At 64.9% G+C, this 15568-nt stretch carries 15 protein-coding genes; 5 read left to right on the top strand and 10 right to left on the bottom strand.

Annotated elements, in window-relative coordinates:
* Positions 1-6: 6 nt before the first annotated feature.
* Complete coding sequence (locus EV656_RS06250; RefSeq protein WP_132601045.1) at positions 7-1092, bottom strand: site-2 protease family protein; 1086 nt, start codon at positions 1090-1092, stop codon at positions 7-9.
* A gap of 40 nt (positions 1093-1132) precedes the next feature.
* Entirely contained in the window at positions 1133-1648 is a 516-nt protein-coding gene (gene ssb / locus EV656_RS06245; protein WP_132601042.1) for a single-stranded DNA-binding protein, read from the bottom strand.
* Positions 1649-1804: 156 nt separating this feature from the next.
* Here ssb and EV656_RS06240 point away from each other — a divergent pair, with 156 nt between their 5' ends.
* Positions 1805-2584, top strand: a complete 780-nt coding sequence (locus tag EV656_RS06240; RefSeq protein ID WP_132601039.1) for an ion channel — start codon at positions 1805-1807, stop codon at positions 2582-2584.
* Between the two features lie 74 nt (positions 2585-2658).
* Positions 2659-3432 carry a 3-hydroxybutyrate dehydrogenase gene (locus EV656_RS06235; protein WP_132601036.1) on the top strand — a complete coding sequence of 258 codons (774 nt, stop codon included), beginning with the start codon at positions 2659-2661 and terminating at the stop codon, positions 3430-3432.
* A 66-nt stretch (positions 3433-3498) separates the two neighbouring features.
* Here the strand turns inward: EV656_RS06235 and EV656_RS06230 are convergent, their stop codons facing one another.
* From EV656_RS06230 to EV656_RS06220, 3 genes are all read right to left on the bottom strand, one after another.
* Positions 3499-3678 (bottom strand): hypothetical protein, encoded by a 180-nt coding sequence (locus EV656_RS06230; RefSeq protein WP_132601033.1) that lies wholly within the window; start codon positions 3676-3678, stop codon positions 3499-3501.
* A gap of 126 nt (positions 3679-3804) precedes the next feature.
* Positions 3805-4413 carry a LysE/ArgO family amino acid transporter gene (locus EV656_RS06225; protein WP_132601030.1) on the bottom strand — a complete coding sequence of 203 codons (609 nt, stop codon included), beginning with the start codon at positions 4411-4413 and terminating at the stop codon, positions 3805-3807.
* Between the two features lie 8 nt (positions 4414-4421).
* Positions 4422-5174, bottom strand: coding sequence for a DUF502 domain-containing protein (locus EV656_RS06220; protein ID WP_132601027.1), 753 nt, complete (start codon positions 5172-5174; stop codon positions 4422-4424).
* Positions 5175-5484: 310 nt separating this feature from the next.
* Here EV656_RS06220 and rpsB point away from each other — a divergent pair, with 310 nt between their 5' ends.
* Complete coding sequence (gene rpsB / locus EV656_RS06215) at positions 5485-6267, top strand: 30S ribosomal protein S2 (protein ID WP_132601024.1); 783 nt, start codon at positions 5485-5487, stop codon at positions 6265-6267.
* An 80-nt stretch (positions 6268-6347) separates the two neighbouring features.
* Positions 6348-7223, top strand: coding sequence for a translation elongation factor Ts (gene tsf / locus EV656_RS06210; RefSeq protein ID WP_132601783.1), 876 nt, complete (start codon positions 6348-6350; stop codon positions 7221-7223).
* 370 nt (positions 7224-7593) lie between these two features.
* Here the strand turns inward: tsf and EV656_RS06205 are convergent, their stop codons facing one another.
* The 4 genes from EV656_RS06205 to EV656_RS06190 form a co-directional block, all read right to left on the bottom strand.
* Entirely contained in the window at positions 7594-8352 is a 759-nt protein-coding gene (locus EV656_RS06205) for a helix-turn-helix transcriptional regulator (protein ID WP_132601021.1), read from the bottom strand.
* Positions 8353-8631: 279 nt separating this feature from the next.
* The gene (locus tag EV656_RS06200; RefSeq protein ID WP_132601018.1) at positions 8632-9978 is read right to left on the bottom strand and encodes a cytochrome P450; all 1347 of its coding nucleotides are present in this window, start codon (positions 9976-9978) and stop codon (positions 8632-8634) included.
* The gene (locus tag EV656_RS06195; RefSeq protein ID WP_132601015.1) at positions 9975-11186 is read right to left on the bottom strand and encodes a lipase family protein; all 1212 of its coding nucleotides are present in this window, start codon (positions 11184-11186) and stop codon (positions 9975-9977) included. Before EV656_RS06195 ends, EV656_RS06200 begins: the two co-directional genes overlap by 4 nt.
* A gap of 42 nt (positions 11187-11228) precedes the next feature.
* Positions 11229-11981: a cytochrome c biogenesis CcdA family protein gene (locus EV656_RS06190; protein ID WP_132601012.1), complete on the bottom strand. Its 753-nt coding sequence runs from the start codon at positions 11979-11981 to the stop codon at positions 11229-11231.
* Positions 11982-12087: 106 nt separating this feature from the next.
* Here EV656_RS06190 and EV656_RS06185 point away from each other — a divergent pair, with 106 nt between their 5' ends.
* Complete coding sequence (locus EV656_RS06185; RefSeq protein ID WP_132601009.1) at positions 12088-12315, top strand: sulfurtransferase TusA family protein; 228 nt, start codon at positions 12088-12090, stop codon at positions 12313-12315.
* 60 nt (positions 12316-12375) lie between these two features.
* Here the strand turns inward: EV656_RS06185 and EV656_RS06180 are convergent, their stop codons facing one another.
* Positions 12376-15162: a ribonuclease E/G gene (locus EV656_RS06180; protein WP_132601006.1), complete on the bottom strand. Its 2787-nt coding sequence runs from the start codon at positions 15160-15162 to the stop codon at positions 12376-12378.
* Positions 15163-15568: the final 406 nt, after the last annotated feature.

The raw sequence follows: 15568 nt of genomic DNA, 5'->3' as shown, positions 1-15568 counted from the left end.
GGAAACTCAGACCCGGCGGGCATCGCGGCCGGAAATCACCATCAGTTCGCCGATATTCTCGCGCGTGATATAGCCCACCATCCGGCCCGAGGGTTCGGTCACCGCCACGGCCGGCGCACCGCTGTCCTGCAGTGCGTCAAGGGCGGCATCCAGCGGGGCACTCAGCGGCACGGTCGGGATGCCCTCTGTCATCGCCTCGGCGACGGGGCGGCTATCGCTGCCCTCTGCCAGGGCCGCGAACAGCGCATTCCGCGTCAGAAATCCGCGCAGGCCGCCGCCGCCGTCGATCACCGGAAATTCGTGCTGGGTGGTGCGGATCACCGCGTTCGAGGCCACCTGCAAGCGGTCGGAGGGGGCCAGCGATTCAAATTGCGTGATCATCGCATCGCGCGCCCGCAAATGCCGGGACATGTCGCGCAGGCTGACATCCGCGCTTTCGGCACCGGCGGCCAGGAACACGAAGACCGCGATCAGCACCAGCACGGGGCTGGCCCAGGTCAGGCCCAGAAACCCGAAGAGAAAGGCCAGCGCCTGCCCGCCCCGTGCAGCCAGCCGGGTCGCGGCCACGCGGCCCATGCCCATGGACAGGACCGCGCGGAACACCCGGCCCCCATCCATCGGAAAGGCCGGGATCATGTTGAACAGCACCAGGAACAGGTTGATCGCGGCCAGCTTGCCCCAGAAACCGGCTGCCGGATCCTCGATCGTGGCCAGACGGTCCAGATCGGTTTCGGCGCCCAGGGCGATCAGGACCGCCCAGATCGCCACGTTCACCGCGGGGCCCGCCACGGCCACGGCGATTTCCTGCGCGGGGCGTTTGGGCATCCGTTCCAGCCGGGCCAACCCGCCGATGGGCAGCAGCGTGATGTCCGGCGTTGCAATCCCGAAGCGCCGCGCCATCAGCGCGTGGCCGAACTCATGCGCCACCACGCAGGCAAACAGCGCCAGCACAAAGACCACGTTGATCAGGGCGGCCAGCGGCCCGGCCTGCATCCAGGCCGCGACCGCGATCCAGGCCAGCAACAGGAAAAAGGTCGCGTGGATCCGAAGCTCGGACCCCAGCAGCCGGCCTATGGAGAAAGACCAGACCATCGCGCGAACCTATCTCCCTGCGGTTTCTCCCGCCTGCCGCTCAGAACGGGATTTCGTCGTCCAGATCGCCTGCGGGGGCCGGACCACCGCCGCCACCGCCACGGTTGAAATCGCCGCCGCCGCCGCCATAACCGCCGCCTTGGTCATAGCCGCCACCGCCGTAATTGCCGCCGCCACCGCCGTAGCTGCCGCCCTCGCCGCCGCCGCGGGCATCCAGCAGCGTCAGCTCGCTTCGGTAGGGGCGCAGAACGACCTCGGTGCTGTAGCGATCCTGGCCGGACTGGTCCTGCCATTTGCGGGTTTCCAGCTGACCCTCGATGTAAACCTTGGACCCCTTGCGCAGGTATTGTTCTGCGATGCGGGCCAGCGGCTCAGAGAAAATGGCGACCGAGTGCCATTCGGTGCGTTCGCGCCGCTCGCCGGTGTTGCGGTCCTTCCAGGTTTCAGAGGTGGCAATGCGCAGGTTGCACACCTTGCCGCCGTTCTGAAAACTGCGCACCTCGGGATCGCGCCCCAGATTGCCGATGAGAATGACCTTGTTGACCGAGCCTGCCATATGCGCCCCCTTCGAATCCGCTTGAATTGTGGTCCGTATACAGCACCCCGACAAGGTTTATGGAAGGTGAATCCGGTCCCTGCATGTATCGGCGGCCCGGGTTGACCTGACGGGCAGGGCATGGACGGATAACATCGGCAAAGCGGAAGGGCACCCATGGAAGAGCTACAGCGCCAGGTCAGGCTGCTTTACACCGGCCGCAGCAAGCGGGCGCGGCGGTTCCGCTACGGGCTGATCGGGTTCGACGCGCTGACCATCCTCTATTTCATCGTGACGGCGTCTCTGCCGGTCTCGGCTTGGATGACAGGGCTGAACGCGGCGCTTGGCCTGTTGATCCTGCTGGATTTCACCGCGCGGCTGTGGATTTCCGAAAACCGGCGCCGGGAATTGACCCAAGTCTATACCCTGGCCGATCTGGCGGTGGTGGGGTCTTTGCTGCTGGCGCCGTTTTTCGCCGCGAACCTGGCGTTCCTGCGGATTCTGCGCGGCTTGCGGCTGATCCATTCCTATCACCTGCTGCGCGACCTGCGGCGCGAAAGCGTGCTGTTCCGCCGGCACGAGGATGCGATTCTGGCCACCGTCCACCTGTTCGTGTTCGTCTTTGTCACCACCTCGCTGGTCTTTGTGCTGGCTTTCGAGGAACACGCCGGCCCGGCGGCCTATGTCGACGCGCTGTATTTCACCGTGGCGACGCTGACGACGACAGGCTTTGGCGACATCACCATGACCACACCGGGGGGCAAGCTGCTATCGGTGTTCATCATGGTGGTTGGCGTCGCGCTGTTCGTGCGCTTGGCACGCGCGATGTTTCAGCCCTCGAAGATCAAGTACAAATGCCCCTCGTGCGGGCTGAACCGCCACGACCCGGACGCGATCCATTGCAAGCATTGCGGCGAGCCGCTGAAGATCGAAACCGAGGGTGTGAACGGCGACTGACCGGCCCGCAATGGGTGGCCTTTGTGCTGCGCACGCCTATGCTGGCGCCAGGTGTCTGAACAGGGAGTCGCCAGATGTCACTTGCAGGAAAGACCGCCATCGTCACCGGGTCGAATTCCGGGATCGGGCTTGGGATCGCCCATGAACTGGCCCGCGCGGGCGCGGCGGTTGTGCTGAATTCCTTTACCGACCGGGACGAGGATCACGCCTTGGCCGCGAAACTGGGCCGCGAACACGGGGTCGAGGCGCGCTATATCAAGGCCGACATGTCCAGCCCCGAGGAATGCCGCGCACTGATCGAACAGGCCGGTGCCTGCGATATCCTGGTCAACAATGCCGGGATTCAGCACGTCGCCCCGGTGGACGAATTCCCGGTGGAAAAATGGGACGCAATCATCGCGATCAACCTGTCCTCGGCCTTTCACACCACCGCTGCGGCGCTGCCGGTGATGCGGGCGGCGGGCTGGGGCAGGGTGGTCAATATCGCCTCGGCCCATGGGCTGACGGCGTCGCCCTACAAATCGGCCTATATCGCGGCAAAGCACGGGATCGTCGGGCTGACCAAGACGGTGGCGCTGGAAACCGCCGAAGAGCCGATCACCTGCAACGCGATCTGTCCCGGCTATGTGCTGACCCCGCTGGTCGAGGCGCAGATTCCCGACCAGATGAAAACCCACGGCATGGACCGCGAAACCGTCATCCGCGAGGTGATGCTGGAACGCCAACCCTCGCGCCAGTTCGCCACGGTGGAGCAGTTGGGCGGAACCACGGTGTTCCTGTGTTCGGATGCGGCGGCGCAGATCACCGGCACCACGATCAGCGTGGATGGCGGCTGGACCGCGCTTTAACACGTTCCGAAAAGAAGAGGGCCGCCCCGGCGGGACGGCCCATTTCATGGCATGGATGTGCGTCGCTCAGTCGGCGACGGCGGCAAACATGATCAGCGCCATGATCGGCACCAGAATGTCATGGGCCGAGGAAACGGTATCCTCGACGATGATTTCCGGCTCGATCACCGGCTCGGAATAGGCACCGGCAAAGGCCGGCGCAGCCATGCCCAGCACGAGGGCGCTCGTCAGCAGCACTTTCTTCATGGATCTCTGTCCCCAATGGTTGCCTTGGCCGGGACCGCGAGTCCCCAGACGTCGCACAACCCGACCCTCATACACGGGAATCGGTAACAGGTCCGTTCCAAGATTCCAGCAAAAAATGCAGGCGAGTCAAAGCTTGAGCAGCAGTGTTGCCGCAATCGTCCACATCAGCAACGCGATGGCCAGGTCCAGAATCCGCCAGGCCCGGGCGCTGGCCATGATCGGCGCAAGCCGCCGCGCCCCATAGCCGAGCGTGAAGAAGAACAGAAACGACGCCGTGACCGCCCCGATGGCGAACCCCATCCGCGGTGCTCCCGGCGCGAACCCGGCGGAAACCGCCCCGATCAGGCCCAGCGTGTCCAGATAAACATGCGGATTGAGCCATGTCATAGCCGCCGCAAGCGCCAGCACCTGCCAGACCGAGCGCCCCTGGCCCTGTCGGTGCATGCCGTTCCCACCCGTCAGCGCCGACCGCAACCGCATCGCGCCATAGACGACAAGGAACGCCGCCCCGGCCAGGATCAGCGCCGTCGTCGCACCGGGCCAGGCCGCGCTGATGATCCCGAAACCGGCAACGCCTGCCGCAATCAGCAGTGCGTCCGACAGGGCACAGAACAGGCACAGGGCAAAAACATGCTCTCTGGTCAGGCCCTGGCGCAGGACAAAGGCATTTTGCGCACCGATGGCCAGGATCAGCGACAGCGAGGTAAAGAACCCGGTCAGCGCCGCGCCAGTCATCCCGCGTGTCAGGCGTCGGCGCGCGCGCGTTGCGCGGCGCGGCGCAACATTTTCGGCGCATCGACGACCCGATCCTCATCGGGGGCCACCAGACCGGCCGAAATCACCAGCTTGGCGGCCTCTTCCACGCTCATGTCCAGTTCGATCACATCGGCCTGGGGCACGAAAAGCAGAAAGCCGGAGGTCGGGTTCGGCGTCGTCGGCAGAAAGACCGAAATCATCTGCTCGTCGCGGGGAATGCGGCGGTTCACCTCGCCCTTGGTCGCGGTCGAGATGAAGGCGACCGCCCAGATGCCCTTGCGCGGGTATTCCACCAGGCAGGCCTTGTCGAAACTGGTTTCCGACTGGGCGAAAACGGTTTCGGCGATCTGTTTCAGACCGTTATAGACGGACCGGATCACCGGCATCTGGTCGACGATTCGTTCCCCCCAGTGGATGAAGAAACGGCCGATCATGCCCTTGGCCATCCAGCCGACAAGCAGCGTGAACAACAGGAAGAAGATCACGCCAAGGCCGCGAATGTCGATCCCGATATACTGCTCGGGCTTGAACTTGTTGGGCACCAGCGGCAGCACGACCCCGTCAATCCAGCCGGTCACCGTCCAGATCAGCCATATGGTCAGACCGATCGGCGCGATCACCACGAGGCCCGCGATGAAGTTGTTGCGCAACCGCGCGAACAGCGCGCGGAAAAACCCGCGTTGCGGGGGGTCGCCGTCAGAGGGCTCGGGGCGGTGGGAAGGGTGGTTCTGTTCGAACATCGCTGCGATCCTGCTTGCCTCGCATAGCTAGGCGCGACCGGCCTGTACTGCAATAGACAGCGCCCCCGCGAGGGCGCAGGTTTTTGCCGCTGCGCAGCAGACGGGCGGGGATCGGCCCGGCATGCGGCCGAAATCGGCGCTTTTTTGGCCCTTGTCGTCCATGGGCCTTGCGGTCTCGGTGAAATCGCGCTAAGCGCGCGCACACTTCGACAGGCGGGGCTGGGCCACGCGGGGAGACATCCCGCGACGGTCCGCCGGTTGGGCACTTGCCCTGATGTCCCGCCCAGGCGCAAACCGGAAAGGAAAAGACATGGCGCTTCCCGAATTCTCCATGCGTCAGCTGCTGGAAGCTGGCGTTCACTTCGGTCACCAGACGCAGCGGTGGAACCCGCGCATGGCCGAATACATCTACGGCGACCGCAACGGCATTCACATCCTCGACCTGACGCAGACCGTCCCGATGCTGGACGCCGCGCTGAACGTGGTGCGTGAAACCGTGGCCCGTGGCGGCCGTATCCTGTTCGTCGGCACCAAGCGTCAGGCGCAAAAGCCGATCGCCGATGCCGCCGAGCGCTGCGCCCAGTACTACATGAACCACCGCTGGCTGGGCGGCACGCTGACCAACTGGAAAACCGTCAGCCAGTCGATCAAGCGCCTGAACGAGATCGATGAGCAGATGGCCGCCGGTGCCGAGGGCCTGACCAAGAAGGAACGCCTGGGCATGGAGCGCGAGCAGGCCAAGCTGCAAGCCTCGCTGGGTGGCATCCGCGAAATGGGCGGCCTGCCGGACCTGCTGTTCATCATCGACGTCAAGAAAGAGGATCTGGCGATCGCCGAGGCCAAGAAGCTGGGCATCCCGGTTGTGGCCGTGGTCGATACCAACTGCTCGCCCGAGGGCGTGGATTATGTCATTCCGGGCAACGACGACGCGGCGCGCGCGATTTCGCTGTATTGCGATCTGGCCAGCCGCGCGGCCCTGGACGGGATGAGCGCGCAGATGGATGCCGCCGGCGTCGACCTGGGCGCGCTGGAGGACACCCCGGCCGAGGAACTGCTGGCGGAGGCCGAGGCCGAAGCCCCCGCCGAGGGCTGATCCGCCTGTCACCGATTTGACACCGGGCGCGGCTAGGACCGCGCCCGATGAACGCATCCGTAATCGAGGAGAGCCAAGAGATGGCAATCACCGCGAAACTGGTGAAGGAACTGCGCGACAAGACTGGCGCGGGCATGATGGACGCCAAGAAGGCGCTGACCGAAAACGACGGCGACATGGACGCCGCGATCGACTGGCTGCGCACCAAAGGTCTGGCCAAGGCCGCCAAGAAATCCGGCCGCACCGCCGCTGAAGGTCTGGTCGCCGTCAAGGTCGAGGGTGGCAAGGGCGTCGCCGTCGAGGTCAACTCTGAAACCGACTTTGTCGCCAAGAACGCCGAGTTCCAGTCCATGGTGGCCGGTATCGCCGCCGCGGCCCTGGGCGCCGATGACCTGGACGCGCTGAACGCGGCCGATCTGGGCGGCAAGAGCGTGGCCGACACGATCACCGACAAGATCGCCACCATCGGCGAGAACATGACCCTGCGCCGCATGGCCGGGATCGAGGGCGACACGATCGTTGCCTACGTGCACAACCCCGCCGCCGACGGCATGGGCAAGATCGGTGTGCTGGTCGCCATGACCGGCGGTGACGAAGCGTTTGGCCGCCAGGTCGCGATGCACGTGGCCGCCGCCAACCCGGCCGCCCTGAACGCCGACAGCCTGGACCCCGCCGTGGTCGAGAAGGAACGCCAGGTGCAGATCGATATCGCCCGCGAGTCCGGCAAGCCCGAGCAGGTGATCGAGAAGATGATCGAAGGCCGGATGAAGAAGTTCCTGGCCGAGATCACGCTGCTGGGTCAGGCCTTCGTGGTCAATCCCGACCTGACGGTCGAGAAGGCCGCCGAGGAAGCTGGCGCCAAAATCACCGGCTTTGTCCGGCTTGAGGTGGGCGAAGGCATCGAGAAAGAAGAAGAAGACTTCGCAGCAGAGGTCGCCAAGGCCGCCCAGGGCTGAGCTACGGCCCACGCCGCAGTCGCGGCCTGACAGAACAGACGGCGCCGCCTTTGGGGGCGCCGTTTTTCATTTCAGGACCGGAATGTTCCTGGGATGCGCTATATGAAAAGGACGGGGAGGGCGCTTGGCCCTCCCCGTGCCTTCACACCATGCCTCGGGGATGAGGACAATACTCTTGAACTCGCCAGGCTGCATTGAATGTCAGTATCGACGCGCGTTGCCTGCACACATTATGTGGGGAGCGCGTCGCCGAAATCGCGACGGTCCACGCTCCCCTGATGTTCCCGGCCAAAGCCACCACTCACGGAACGCAATCACGCTATTCCGATGCTGCATGGCTGGCTAGGCAGGGTTTCCTGACCTTTACGTTTCAATCCTGGCGCGTGACGCGAAATATCTGGTGCTGGAACCAGGCCTTCAGGACGGCCTGCGCGGTGGTTTCCACCCCAAGCGCCGTGCGGGCCAGGCGCAGGTGCTTTTCCACGGTGGCCTGCGACACGCCAAGGATCGTGGCAATATCCTGCATCGTCTTGCCATCGCCGACCCATTCCAGGGCTTCGCGTTGGCGCGGCGTCAGCAACGGGCGCGCCTCGCTGGAGGGCAGGTTGTGGATCTTGAGATGCAGGATGTCGTTCATCAGCATGATCCGCTGGCCGTGCTCGGCCCAGATTTCATCGACCTCGGCCTGTGACAACCCAAGCCGCGCGGCCAGGCCGATGGCCCCCTTGCTGCGGGTGGAAATCTGGCGAAAGCTGATCGTGTATCCGGCAACAACGCCCATCTCGCGGTTGAATTCGACCACGCGGCGCGCTTTTTCGGGGAGCTGGCCGGACGCATAGGCATCTTGCGTCCGTTGCCAGCTGCAAAAGCCCTCGTGTTCGACCGCCCACTGAACCATGGGCCCATCCTCGAACATCCGATTGTTTACGAACCCTTTGTTATAGGCTTCGCTATGGCTGGACAGGATCGTCAGATCGTCCATCGGCCCGAAAGAGCGTTCGGTCTTGTAATAGGTGAAGCCGTAAAGAAGGCGGTCAAAGCCGTATTCGGCCATTTTCCGGGTGTGCAGGGACCAAAGCGCTTCGACCGTGTCGGCGGCAATCAATGCGCGTAAATGATCCTCGACCATTTTGTACTCCAATCACACTAACACGTCTAAGATGTGCACGGCGCGCGCAGACGCGTCAACGTCCGACCGGACGCTTTTTTGGCGCGTTGCCAGAGGACTAGGTAAGAAAGCTGTTGGTAAGGATCTCGGGTGCGAAACTCTGGCTGCCGTTGGTCTAGTATCCATATTACTAACATAATATTGATTATCGGATAACTGGACCCACATTCCTTTCCCACAGCGCGCCCACCTGCCGACGGCGGATGCGCGTGCTTATCGCGACGACAGCTCTACCTTGTCCTAACGTCGGTGCAGGTTCAGCCATATTCCGTCTTTAGAGCGCACCGTCAGATGCGCCACCGGCACAGGGTCACAGCCCGGAACCCGTTCGAAGCGGAATGCCTTGACCAGCATCGCCAGGAAAAGCGGCCCCTCGACCATCGCAAAGCCGGCCCCGGTGCAGACGCGCGGCCCCTCGGAAAACGGGATAAAGGCATCGCGCAGCCCCGCCTTGCCATTATCCGTGGCGAAGCGGTCCGGGTCGAAATCGTCGGGCCGGTCCCAGATCCGTTCGTGCCGGTGCAAATGCCAAGGGCTGAGAACGATCTGTGCGCCCTTGGCGATGTCGCGGTCCCGGAATCGCTCGGGCTTTGTGGTTTCGCGCACCATCATCGGCACCGGCGGATACAGCCGCAGCGCCTCTCGGAACACATCGCGGGTGAAGGTCAGCCGCTTCATATCTGAAAAGTCAGGGTTTTCAGGGAAACTGGCGGCCTCGGCGGCGACGCGGTCCTGCACCTCGGGATAGAGGGCCAGCAGGTACAGCGCCCAGGCCAGGGACGAGGCAGAGGTTTCGTGCCCCGCCAGAAAGAAAATCGCAACCTGGTCCACCATTTCGCGTGCGGCAAAGGTCTTGCTGGTTTGTGGGTCTGCGGTGGTCATGATCTTGGTCGCCAGGTCATCCGGGGCGGTTCCCGCGGCGATCTGTTCCTTTCTTGCCTCGGTCAGTTGCAGGATCAGACCGCGGATCGCACGGGCCGTCTTGCGGGTGCGCGCCTTGTGCAGCCGGGGCATCCAGGCCGGCCCCTGAACGAAGGCCGCCAGGTTCAACAACGGCTGGCTGCGCTGGTAATCGCGGAACTGGTGGAACACGGCGGCGGCGGTTTCGTCCTCGATCGGTAGGGAAAACAGCGTGCGAAAGATCACGTCTGCCGCAGCATGGCTGGTTTCGGCCTCTATCTCGCGGATACCCTCGTTCAGACGTCCCACGGCGGCGTTCCCGGCGGCCACCATCGCCGGGAAGGTATCGCGCAACCGTCCGCCCTCGAAGGCCGGGTCGATGATCCGGCGTTGCCGGGCCCAGGTCTCGCCATTGGTCAGAAAGACGGAATTGCCCAAGAGCGGGCGCAGCCCTGCCCCTACCCGGTCGGATTTGGGAAACTCCATCGGGCGATCCTTCAGCACCGTGTGAACCAGGTCGGGTTGGTTCACCAGGTAAGAGCGGAAGAACGGCGTTCGGAACTCTGCCATCCGCGCGCGGTAAAGCTTGGCCGGCTGCGCCGACAGGATGTCCCGGCGGAACCGGCGCAGGTAGTCGATCAGCGACACTTTTTCGGGCCGGGTCGCGGGCTTGGGCGGCAGGGTCATGGGGCCTCCGTCGTGATATAGGGGCTGAGCGGCGCGGTAATCCGGCTGGGTGACGGTTTGCGCCCGGCATAGGTCGCGCCCAATGTGCGCGGCCCGGCGGTAAGACGGAAATAATCGTAATCCCCAGGCCGGTCGAAGGCGCAGAGGTATTGAAAATGCAGCCGGAAGAAGCGCCAGCGCAATTCGCGCCAACGCTCTGGGCTGAGGGTCTGGGTGAACGCGGCCGAAACCACCAGCGGCCAGCGCTGGCCCGCGGGCGCCACCCCGGACACCGCGACCGGGTCGCACAGCGCAAAGGCGCAGCCATCACCGGGGCCGGTCACATCGACCCACGGCACCCGATCCTGCGCGGCCATCAGCGCAAGGTCCGCCCGCAGCCGGTCCGCACGCGGCAGAAAGCTGATCATCGGCACCACCTGCCCCAGTGACAGCAACGCCACGGCCGGGCCGTTCTTGGGCAGCCGGTCGGCGCGGATCAGATCGGCCAGGATCGACACGGCCAGATGCGCCCCAGAGGAATGGCCGACAATCAGAACCTCGTCGGCCCCTTTGGCGGTGGCCTCGGCGATGCGATCGGCGAAATCGCGCAGCCGTGCCTCCAGGTCCGGGGGATAGGCGCCCCGGCGGCTGGCCGAATGGGCGTAATCATGCATCAGGTAATAGGCGAAAACCTTGTTGTCATGGGCCCGGAACCACGCCAGCACGGGCCAGACCGCACCCAGGCCCAGCCAACCGACGAAAGGCAGGCCCGACAGCGCCAGCACCGCCCCTGCCCCGCGCGCCACCATCAGCGCAAGCGCCAGCTGCCCCAGCAGAAAGGCCACCGGATACAGCGCGGCAATCGTCGGCCCCTTGCGCAGGCGGGCCAGCCGGAACAGCGCGCCCGAGGCGATATAGGTCCAGGCGGTGCGCGCCATCTGCCAATAGGTCGCCGCAATCGATTGCCCCATCGAGTCGCGGACCAGATCGGACCAGACCAGAACCTCGAAATCGCTTTCGACCGCCTGCCCATCAATCCGCGCGTCCACATGCCAGCCATAGGCGCCACCTGCGTGCTTGGGGCTCAAAGCGATTTCATAGCCTGAAATGGCGGCCTGGGCGGCCCCTTCGCGCCGGTACAATTCGCGATAGCGGCGCGGATGTATCGGATCGTAGCCCGGGATGTAGAACACATGCCTGCGCCGGACCTGCACCGGATTTTCCGCCATGTCTGCCCCCGGTTCTGTGCAACCGCGCGCAGACTAGGCCCCTCAGCCCAGTGTGGCCAGTGTCGGAAATGTCTCAAGCAGGAAGTAGGACAGCGCGCTGAACGCCCCGGTCACCAGCGCCAGGCCCACCGCGATCAGCAGCGCGCCCATGACCTTTTCGATCAGGCCCATGTGACGTTTCAGCCGGTTCATCACCCCCATCGCCCGCTGGATGAAGATCGCAGCCAGCAGGAACGGAATGCCCAGGCCCGCGGCATAAACGGCCAGCAGCACGGTGCCGCGGGTCACGCTGGCCTCTGACGCGGCAAGCGACAGGATCGCGCCCAGTTGCGGGCCGATGCAGGGGGTCCAGCCAAAGGCAAAGGCCAGCCCCAGCAGATAGGCCCCAAGCGCCGATCCCCCCTTGTCGCCCGCGTCCAGCCGTGCCTCGCGATCGAGGATCGAGATGCGGAACACGCCCAGGAAATGCAGGCCAAAGACGATGACGACAACACCGGCGATCCGGCCGAACAATTGCTGGTTCTGCAAGAAGAACGCCCCAAAGGCCGAGGCGGTGAAGCCCAGGATCAGGAACACGGTGGACAGCCCCAGCACGAAGAACAGCGCCGCGATCACGGCACGCCGCCGCGCCGCCATGCCACCGGTCAACTCGCCCAGCGAAATGCCCCCCATATAGGCCAGGTAGGGCGGCACGATGGGCAGCACGCAGGGGCTGAGAAAGCTCAACAGCCCCGCGGCCAGCGCGACCAGCATGGCGGGCAAGAGCCCCGCGTCGATCAGCTCGATTCCGAACATTGCCTGTCCTCCTTGCGCCCCGCATAGCCCAGACCGGACGCTTCGTCACGCGGCCCCCGCTCACAAAGCCGTGGACAGGGCGACGCATCCGCCCTACCCCGCGCCCATGAGCGATGCATTGGAAATCGACGCGCGCGGCTTGCGCTGCCCCCTGCCGGTGCTATGGTTGCGCAAGGCCCTGCAATCGCTGCCGCCGGGTGCGGAACTGCACCTGCTGGCCGATGATCCTGTCGCGGTGGTGGATATCCCGCATTTCTGCACCCAAGAGGGGCACATCCTGCTGGGGACCGAACCTGTCGGCCGCGCCCAGCGATACCGGGTCCGCCGGGGATAATCCGGCTGCGAACGGTGTGCCGCCCGCGCCCCTAGGGACGCGGGCGCAGATGCGGTTTTCCTAGCGGCCCAACGACCACCAGCCCCGCTTCTTGGGCTTGTCGTCTTCATCGCTTTCGGACGTGCCTTGGCTGGGCGACGGGTCCGGAGCGGGCTGCCAGGTCGTTTGCGTGGGAACAACGGGTTCGGGGGCCGGTTCCGGGGCTGGCTGATGCGAGACCTCGGCCTGGGGCTGCGGCGCATCTGTGTCTGCCTCGGGCTGAGGGGCCTCTGCCGCTGTCTGGGCGTCGGGTGCATGCGTGCTGGCGGCAACCGGCGCGTCCTCTTGCGGCTGGGGGGCATCCTCGGACGCAACGGGGGCCTGCTCGGGGGCGGGCTGTTGCGGCACCTCTTGGTGCTGCGGCTGGTCTGTCGCCGCGTCCGGTTGGGCGTCCGCGCCCTGATCCGGGGTTGTGGCCTCGCCCTGACCGTCACCGGCCCGGGCCTGGGCGTCTTGCCCCTGCCCGTTTCCACCCTCGCCGGTCTGGCTGGGCTTTTTCTTTTTGCGGCTGCGGCGGCGGCGTTTCTTGGGCTTGTCTTCGGCGGGTTTTTCCGCAGTGCTTTCCTCAGGCGCGGCCTCTTGCGGGGCCTGTGCCGGTTCGGGCAATTCCGAACTGTCGACCGAGATTACCGGCGCGTTGACCTCGGGGACCGCCCGGGTCGCCGTCTTCAGCCGTTCGATCGTGAAGTCCGGCGGGATCATGAAGGCGTCAGCCTCGATCCGCACGGACACGCCGTAGCGCAGTTCGATCTGCGCGACGTGCTCGCGCTTCTGGTTCATCAGGTAGTTGACGATTCCCACCGGCGCCTTGACCAGCACCTCTTTCGAGCGGCCGCGCACGCCCTCTTCCTCGATCTGGCGCAGGATCGACAGCGCCAGGCTGTCATCCGACCGGATCAGGCCCGTTCCGTGGCAATGCGGGCAAGGCTGGGTCGACGCCTCGATCATACCCGGACGCAGGCGCTGGCGCGACATCTCCAGCAGACCAAAGCCCGAGATGCGCCCCACCTGGATGCGGGCACGGTCGTTTTTCAGCTTGTCTTTCAGGCGCTTCTCGACGGCGGTGTTATTCTTCCGCTCTTCCATGTCGATGAAGTCGATGACGATCAGCCCGGCCAGGTCGCGCAGGCGCAACTGGCGCGCCACCTCTTCGGCGGCCTCCAGGTTGGTCTTCAGCGCGGTTTCCTCGATCGAGCCTTCCTTGGTCGCCTTGCCCGAGTTCACGTCGATGGCCACCAGCGCCTCTGTCACGCCGATGACGATGTAGCCGCCCGATTTCAGCTGCACGGTCGGGTTGAACATCGAGGACAGGTAGCTTTCCACCTGGTAGCGCGCGAAAAGCGGCATCGCCTCGTTGTAGTGTTTCACGTTCTTGGCGTGGGACGGCATGATCATCTTCATGAAGTCCTTGGCCACGCGATACCCGGCCTCGCCCTCGACCAGCACTTCGTCGATCTCGCGGTTATAAAGGTCGCGGATCGCGCGCTTGATCAGGTTGCCCTCTTCGTAGATCGGGGCGGGCGCGATGGATTTCAGCGTCAACTCGCGGATCTGTTCCCACAGCCGCATCAGGTATTCGTAGTCGCGCTTGATTTCCGATTTGGTGCGCTGCGCGCCGGCGGTGCGGATGATCAGCCCCGCGCCCTCGGGCACGGACAGGTCGGCGGCGATTTCCTTCAGCTTCTTGCGGTCGGTCGCATTGGTGATCTTGCGCGAGATGCCGCCGCCCCGCGCGGTGTTCGGCATCAGAACGCAGTAGCGCCCGGCCAGCGACAGGTAAGTGGTCAGCGCCGCGCCCTTGTTGCCGCGCTCTTCCTTGACGACCTGCACCAGCATGATCTGGCGGACCTTGATGACCTCCTGGATCTTGTAGCGGCGCGGGCGCGGTTTGCGCGGGCGGATTTCCTCGGTCACGTCTTCATCGGCGACCGATTCGATCTGGTCGTCACGCTCGGTGGCATCGCTGCCCTTGGCCTGGGGCTCGGCGTCATCTTCGTGGTCATGCGCCTCGGGCGCGGCATCTTCCTCGGGAATGGTGCCTTCGGGGGCGATGTCGCCCTCGGGCTCGACCACGTCCATGCCCGGGATATCCCCCGACGGTTCGCGGGTTTCCACCGGGTCGTCGCTGCGCGCCGCCGCGGCCATGGTCGTAGGCGGCGTGCCCTTGTCGCTGTCATCCTCGACCTGAGAGGGCGTCGCCTTGGTGCCCTCTTCGCCGTCACCGGTGTCTGCCGCTTCGGGGGCGTCATCGGTCTGCGGGGCGGCATCGTCCTGGCGCAACGGGCTGTCAGGCGCAGGGTCTGCGACGGGTGCATCTTGTGCAGGCGCTTCGGGCGCGGGGTGTTGTTCGACAGCCGCCTCGGCGGGGGTGGCCGTTTCCTGGGGCTCTGCCCCTTCGGTTACCGGCGTTTCGGCGGCATTGCTCGCCGCGTCGGCCTTGCTCCGGCTGGATTTCCGCCGCGAACGCGAACGTTTGGGCTTTTCCTTGACCGGCGGCTCCTCTTCGTGGAGCGATTCAGCGTAGGCGCGTTCCTCTGCCAGCAGCGCTTCGCGGTCGGCGACCGGGATCTGGTAATAATCCGGGTGGATTTCCGAGAAGGCCAGGAACCCGTGGCGATTGCCGCCGTAATCCACAAATGCCGCCTGGAGCGAAGGCTCCACGCGGGTGACCTTCGCTAGGTAGATATTGCCGGCGAGTTGCCGTTTGTTGACACTCTCGAAATCGAACTCGTCAACCTTGTTTCCGTCCACCACGACCACGCGGGTTTCCTCCGCGTGGGTGGCGTCGATGAGCATTTTCTTAGCCATTTGAACTCTTTGCACCATGGAACGGCCGGCCCCGGCGGGGCGCCGCACAGCCATGGGTGTCTTGTTGGGGCGAGGATGCGCATGTGCGCGACGCGGGCGGCGGCGCCTGGCCGGCCCGATCCCTGCCTGTCATGCCTCGCGCGATCCATCGCGGTTCTTCTCCGATGCCATGTCGTGCACAGCATCCTTTGGTGGATCCCGGTGATCGTCGGCGACCCCGGGCATGCGGTGGGCCCCAATGGGCCCTATCGGTCTGTTTCGCGCCGCTCCGGGCGATTTGGCCGCGGCTATGCACGAAAAACAGCGAATCTCGAATGAAAGCGGTCACACCGGGGCGCGGTCCGCTACCCTGCGACATTAGCGGGGAAGTCCCTTGGAACACAATGCCCTTTTTCCTGTTGCAGCA

This window comes from Rhodovulum adriaticum (assembly GCF_004345735.1).
GTDB classification, from domain to species: Bacteria; Pseudomonadota; Alphaproteobacteria; order Rhodobacterales; family Rhodobacteraceae; genus Rhodovulum; species Rhodovulum adriaticum.
Note: the sequence above shows the minus strand (reverse complement) of the source record. Positions and strands in the feature narration are given on the sequence as shown.

What these genes read in the sequence shown, in the direction of transcription:
- EV656_RS06205 (WP_132601021.1), bottom strand. Translation starts at nt 8,352, where the DNA reads ATGGTCGAGGATCATTTACGCGCATTGATTGCCGCCGACACGGTCGAA.
- EV656_RS06200 (WP_132601018.1), bottom strand. Translation starts at nt 9,978, where the DNA reads ATGACCCTGCCGCCCAAGCCCGCGACCCGGCCCGAAAAAGTGTCGCTG.
- EV656_RS06250 (WP_132601045.1), bottom strand. Translation starts at nt 1,092, where the DNA reads ATGGTCTGGTCTTTCTCCATAGGCCGGCTGCTGGGGTCCGAGCTTCGG.
- EV656_RS06195 (WP_132601015.1), bottom strand. Translation starts at nt 11,186, where the DNA reads ATGGCGGAAAATCCGGTGCAGGTCCGGCGCAGGCATGTGTTCTACATC.
- EV656_RS06190 (WP_132601012.1), bottom strand. Translation starts at nt 11,981, where the DNA reads ATGTTCGGAATCGAGCTGATCGACGCGGGGCTCTTGCCCGCCATGCTG.
- EV656_RS06180 (WP_132601006.1), bottom strand. Translation starts at nt 15,162, where the DNA reads ATGGCTAAGAAAATGCTCATCGACGCCACCCACGCGGAGGAAACCCGC.
- ssb (WP_132601042.1), bottom strand. Translation starts at nt 1,648, where the DNA reads ATGGCAGGCTCGGTCAACAAGGTCATTCTCATCGGCAATCTGGGGCGC.
- rpsB (WP_132601024.1), top strand. Translation starts at nt 5,485, where the DNA reads ATGGCGCTTCCCGAATTCTCCATGCGTCAGCTGCTGGAAGCTGGCGTT.
- tsf (WP_132601783.1), top strand. Translation starts at nt 6,348, where the DNA reads ATGGCAATCACCGCGAAACTGGTGAAGGAACTGCGCGACAAGACTGGC.
- EV656_RS06235 (WP_132601036.1), top strand. Translation starts at nt 2,659, where the DNA reads ATGTCACTTGCAGGAAAGACCGCCATCGTCACCGGGTCGAATTCCGGG.
- EV656_RS06185 (WP_132601009.1), top strand. Translation starts at nt 12,088, where the DNA reads ATGAGCGATGCATTGGAAATCGACGCGCGCGGCTTGCGCTGCCCCCTG.
- EV656_RS06220 (WP_132601027.1), bottom strand. Translation starts at nt 5,174, where the DNA reads ATGTTCGAACAGAACCACCCTTCCCACCGCCCCGAGCCCTCTGACGGC.
- EV656_RS06225 (WP_132601030.1), bottom strand. Translation starts at nt 4,413, where the DNA reads ATGACTGGCGCGGCGCTGACCGGGTTCTTTACCTCGCTGTCGCTGATC.
- EV656_RS06240 (WP_132601039.1), top strand. Translation starts at nt 1,805, where the DNA reads ATGGAAGAGCTACAGCGCCAGGTCAGGCTGCTTTACACCGGCCGCAGC.
- EV656_RS06230 (WP_132601033.1), bottom strand. Translation starts at nt 3,678, where the DNA reads ATGAAGAAAGTGCTGCTGACGAGCGCCCTCGTGCTGGGCATGGCTGCG.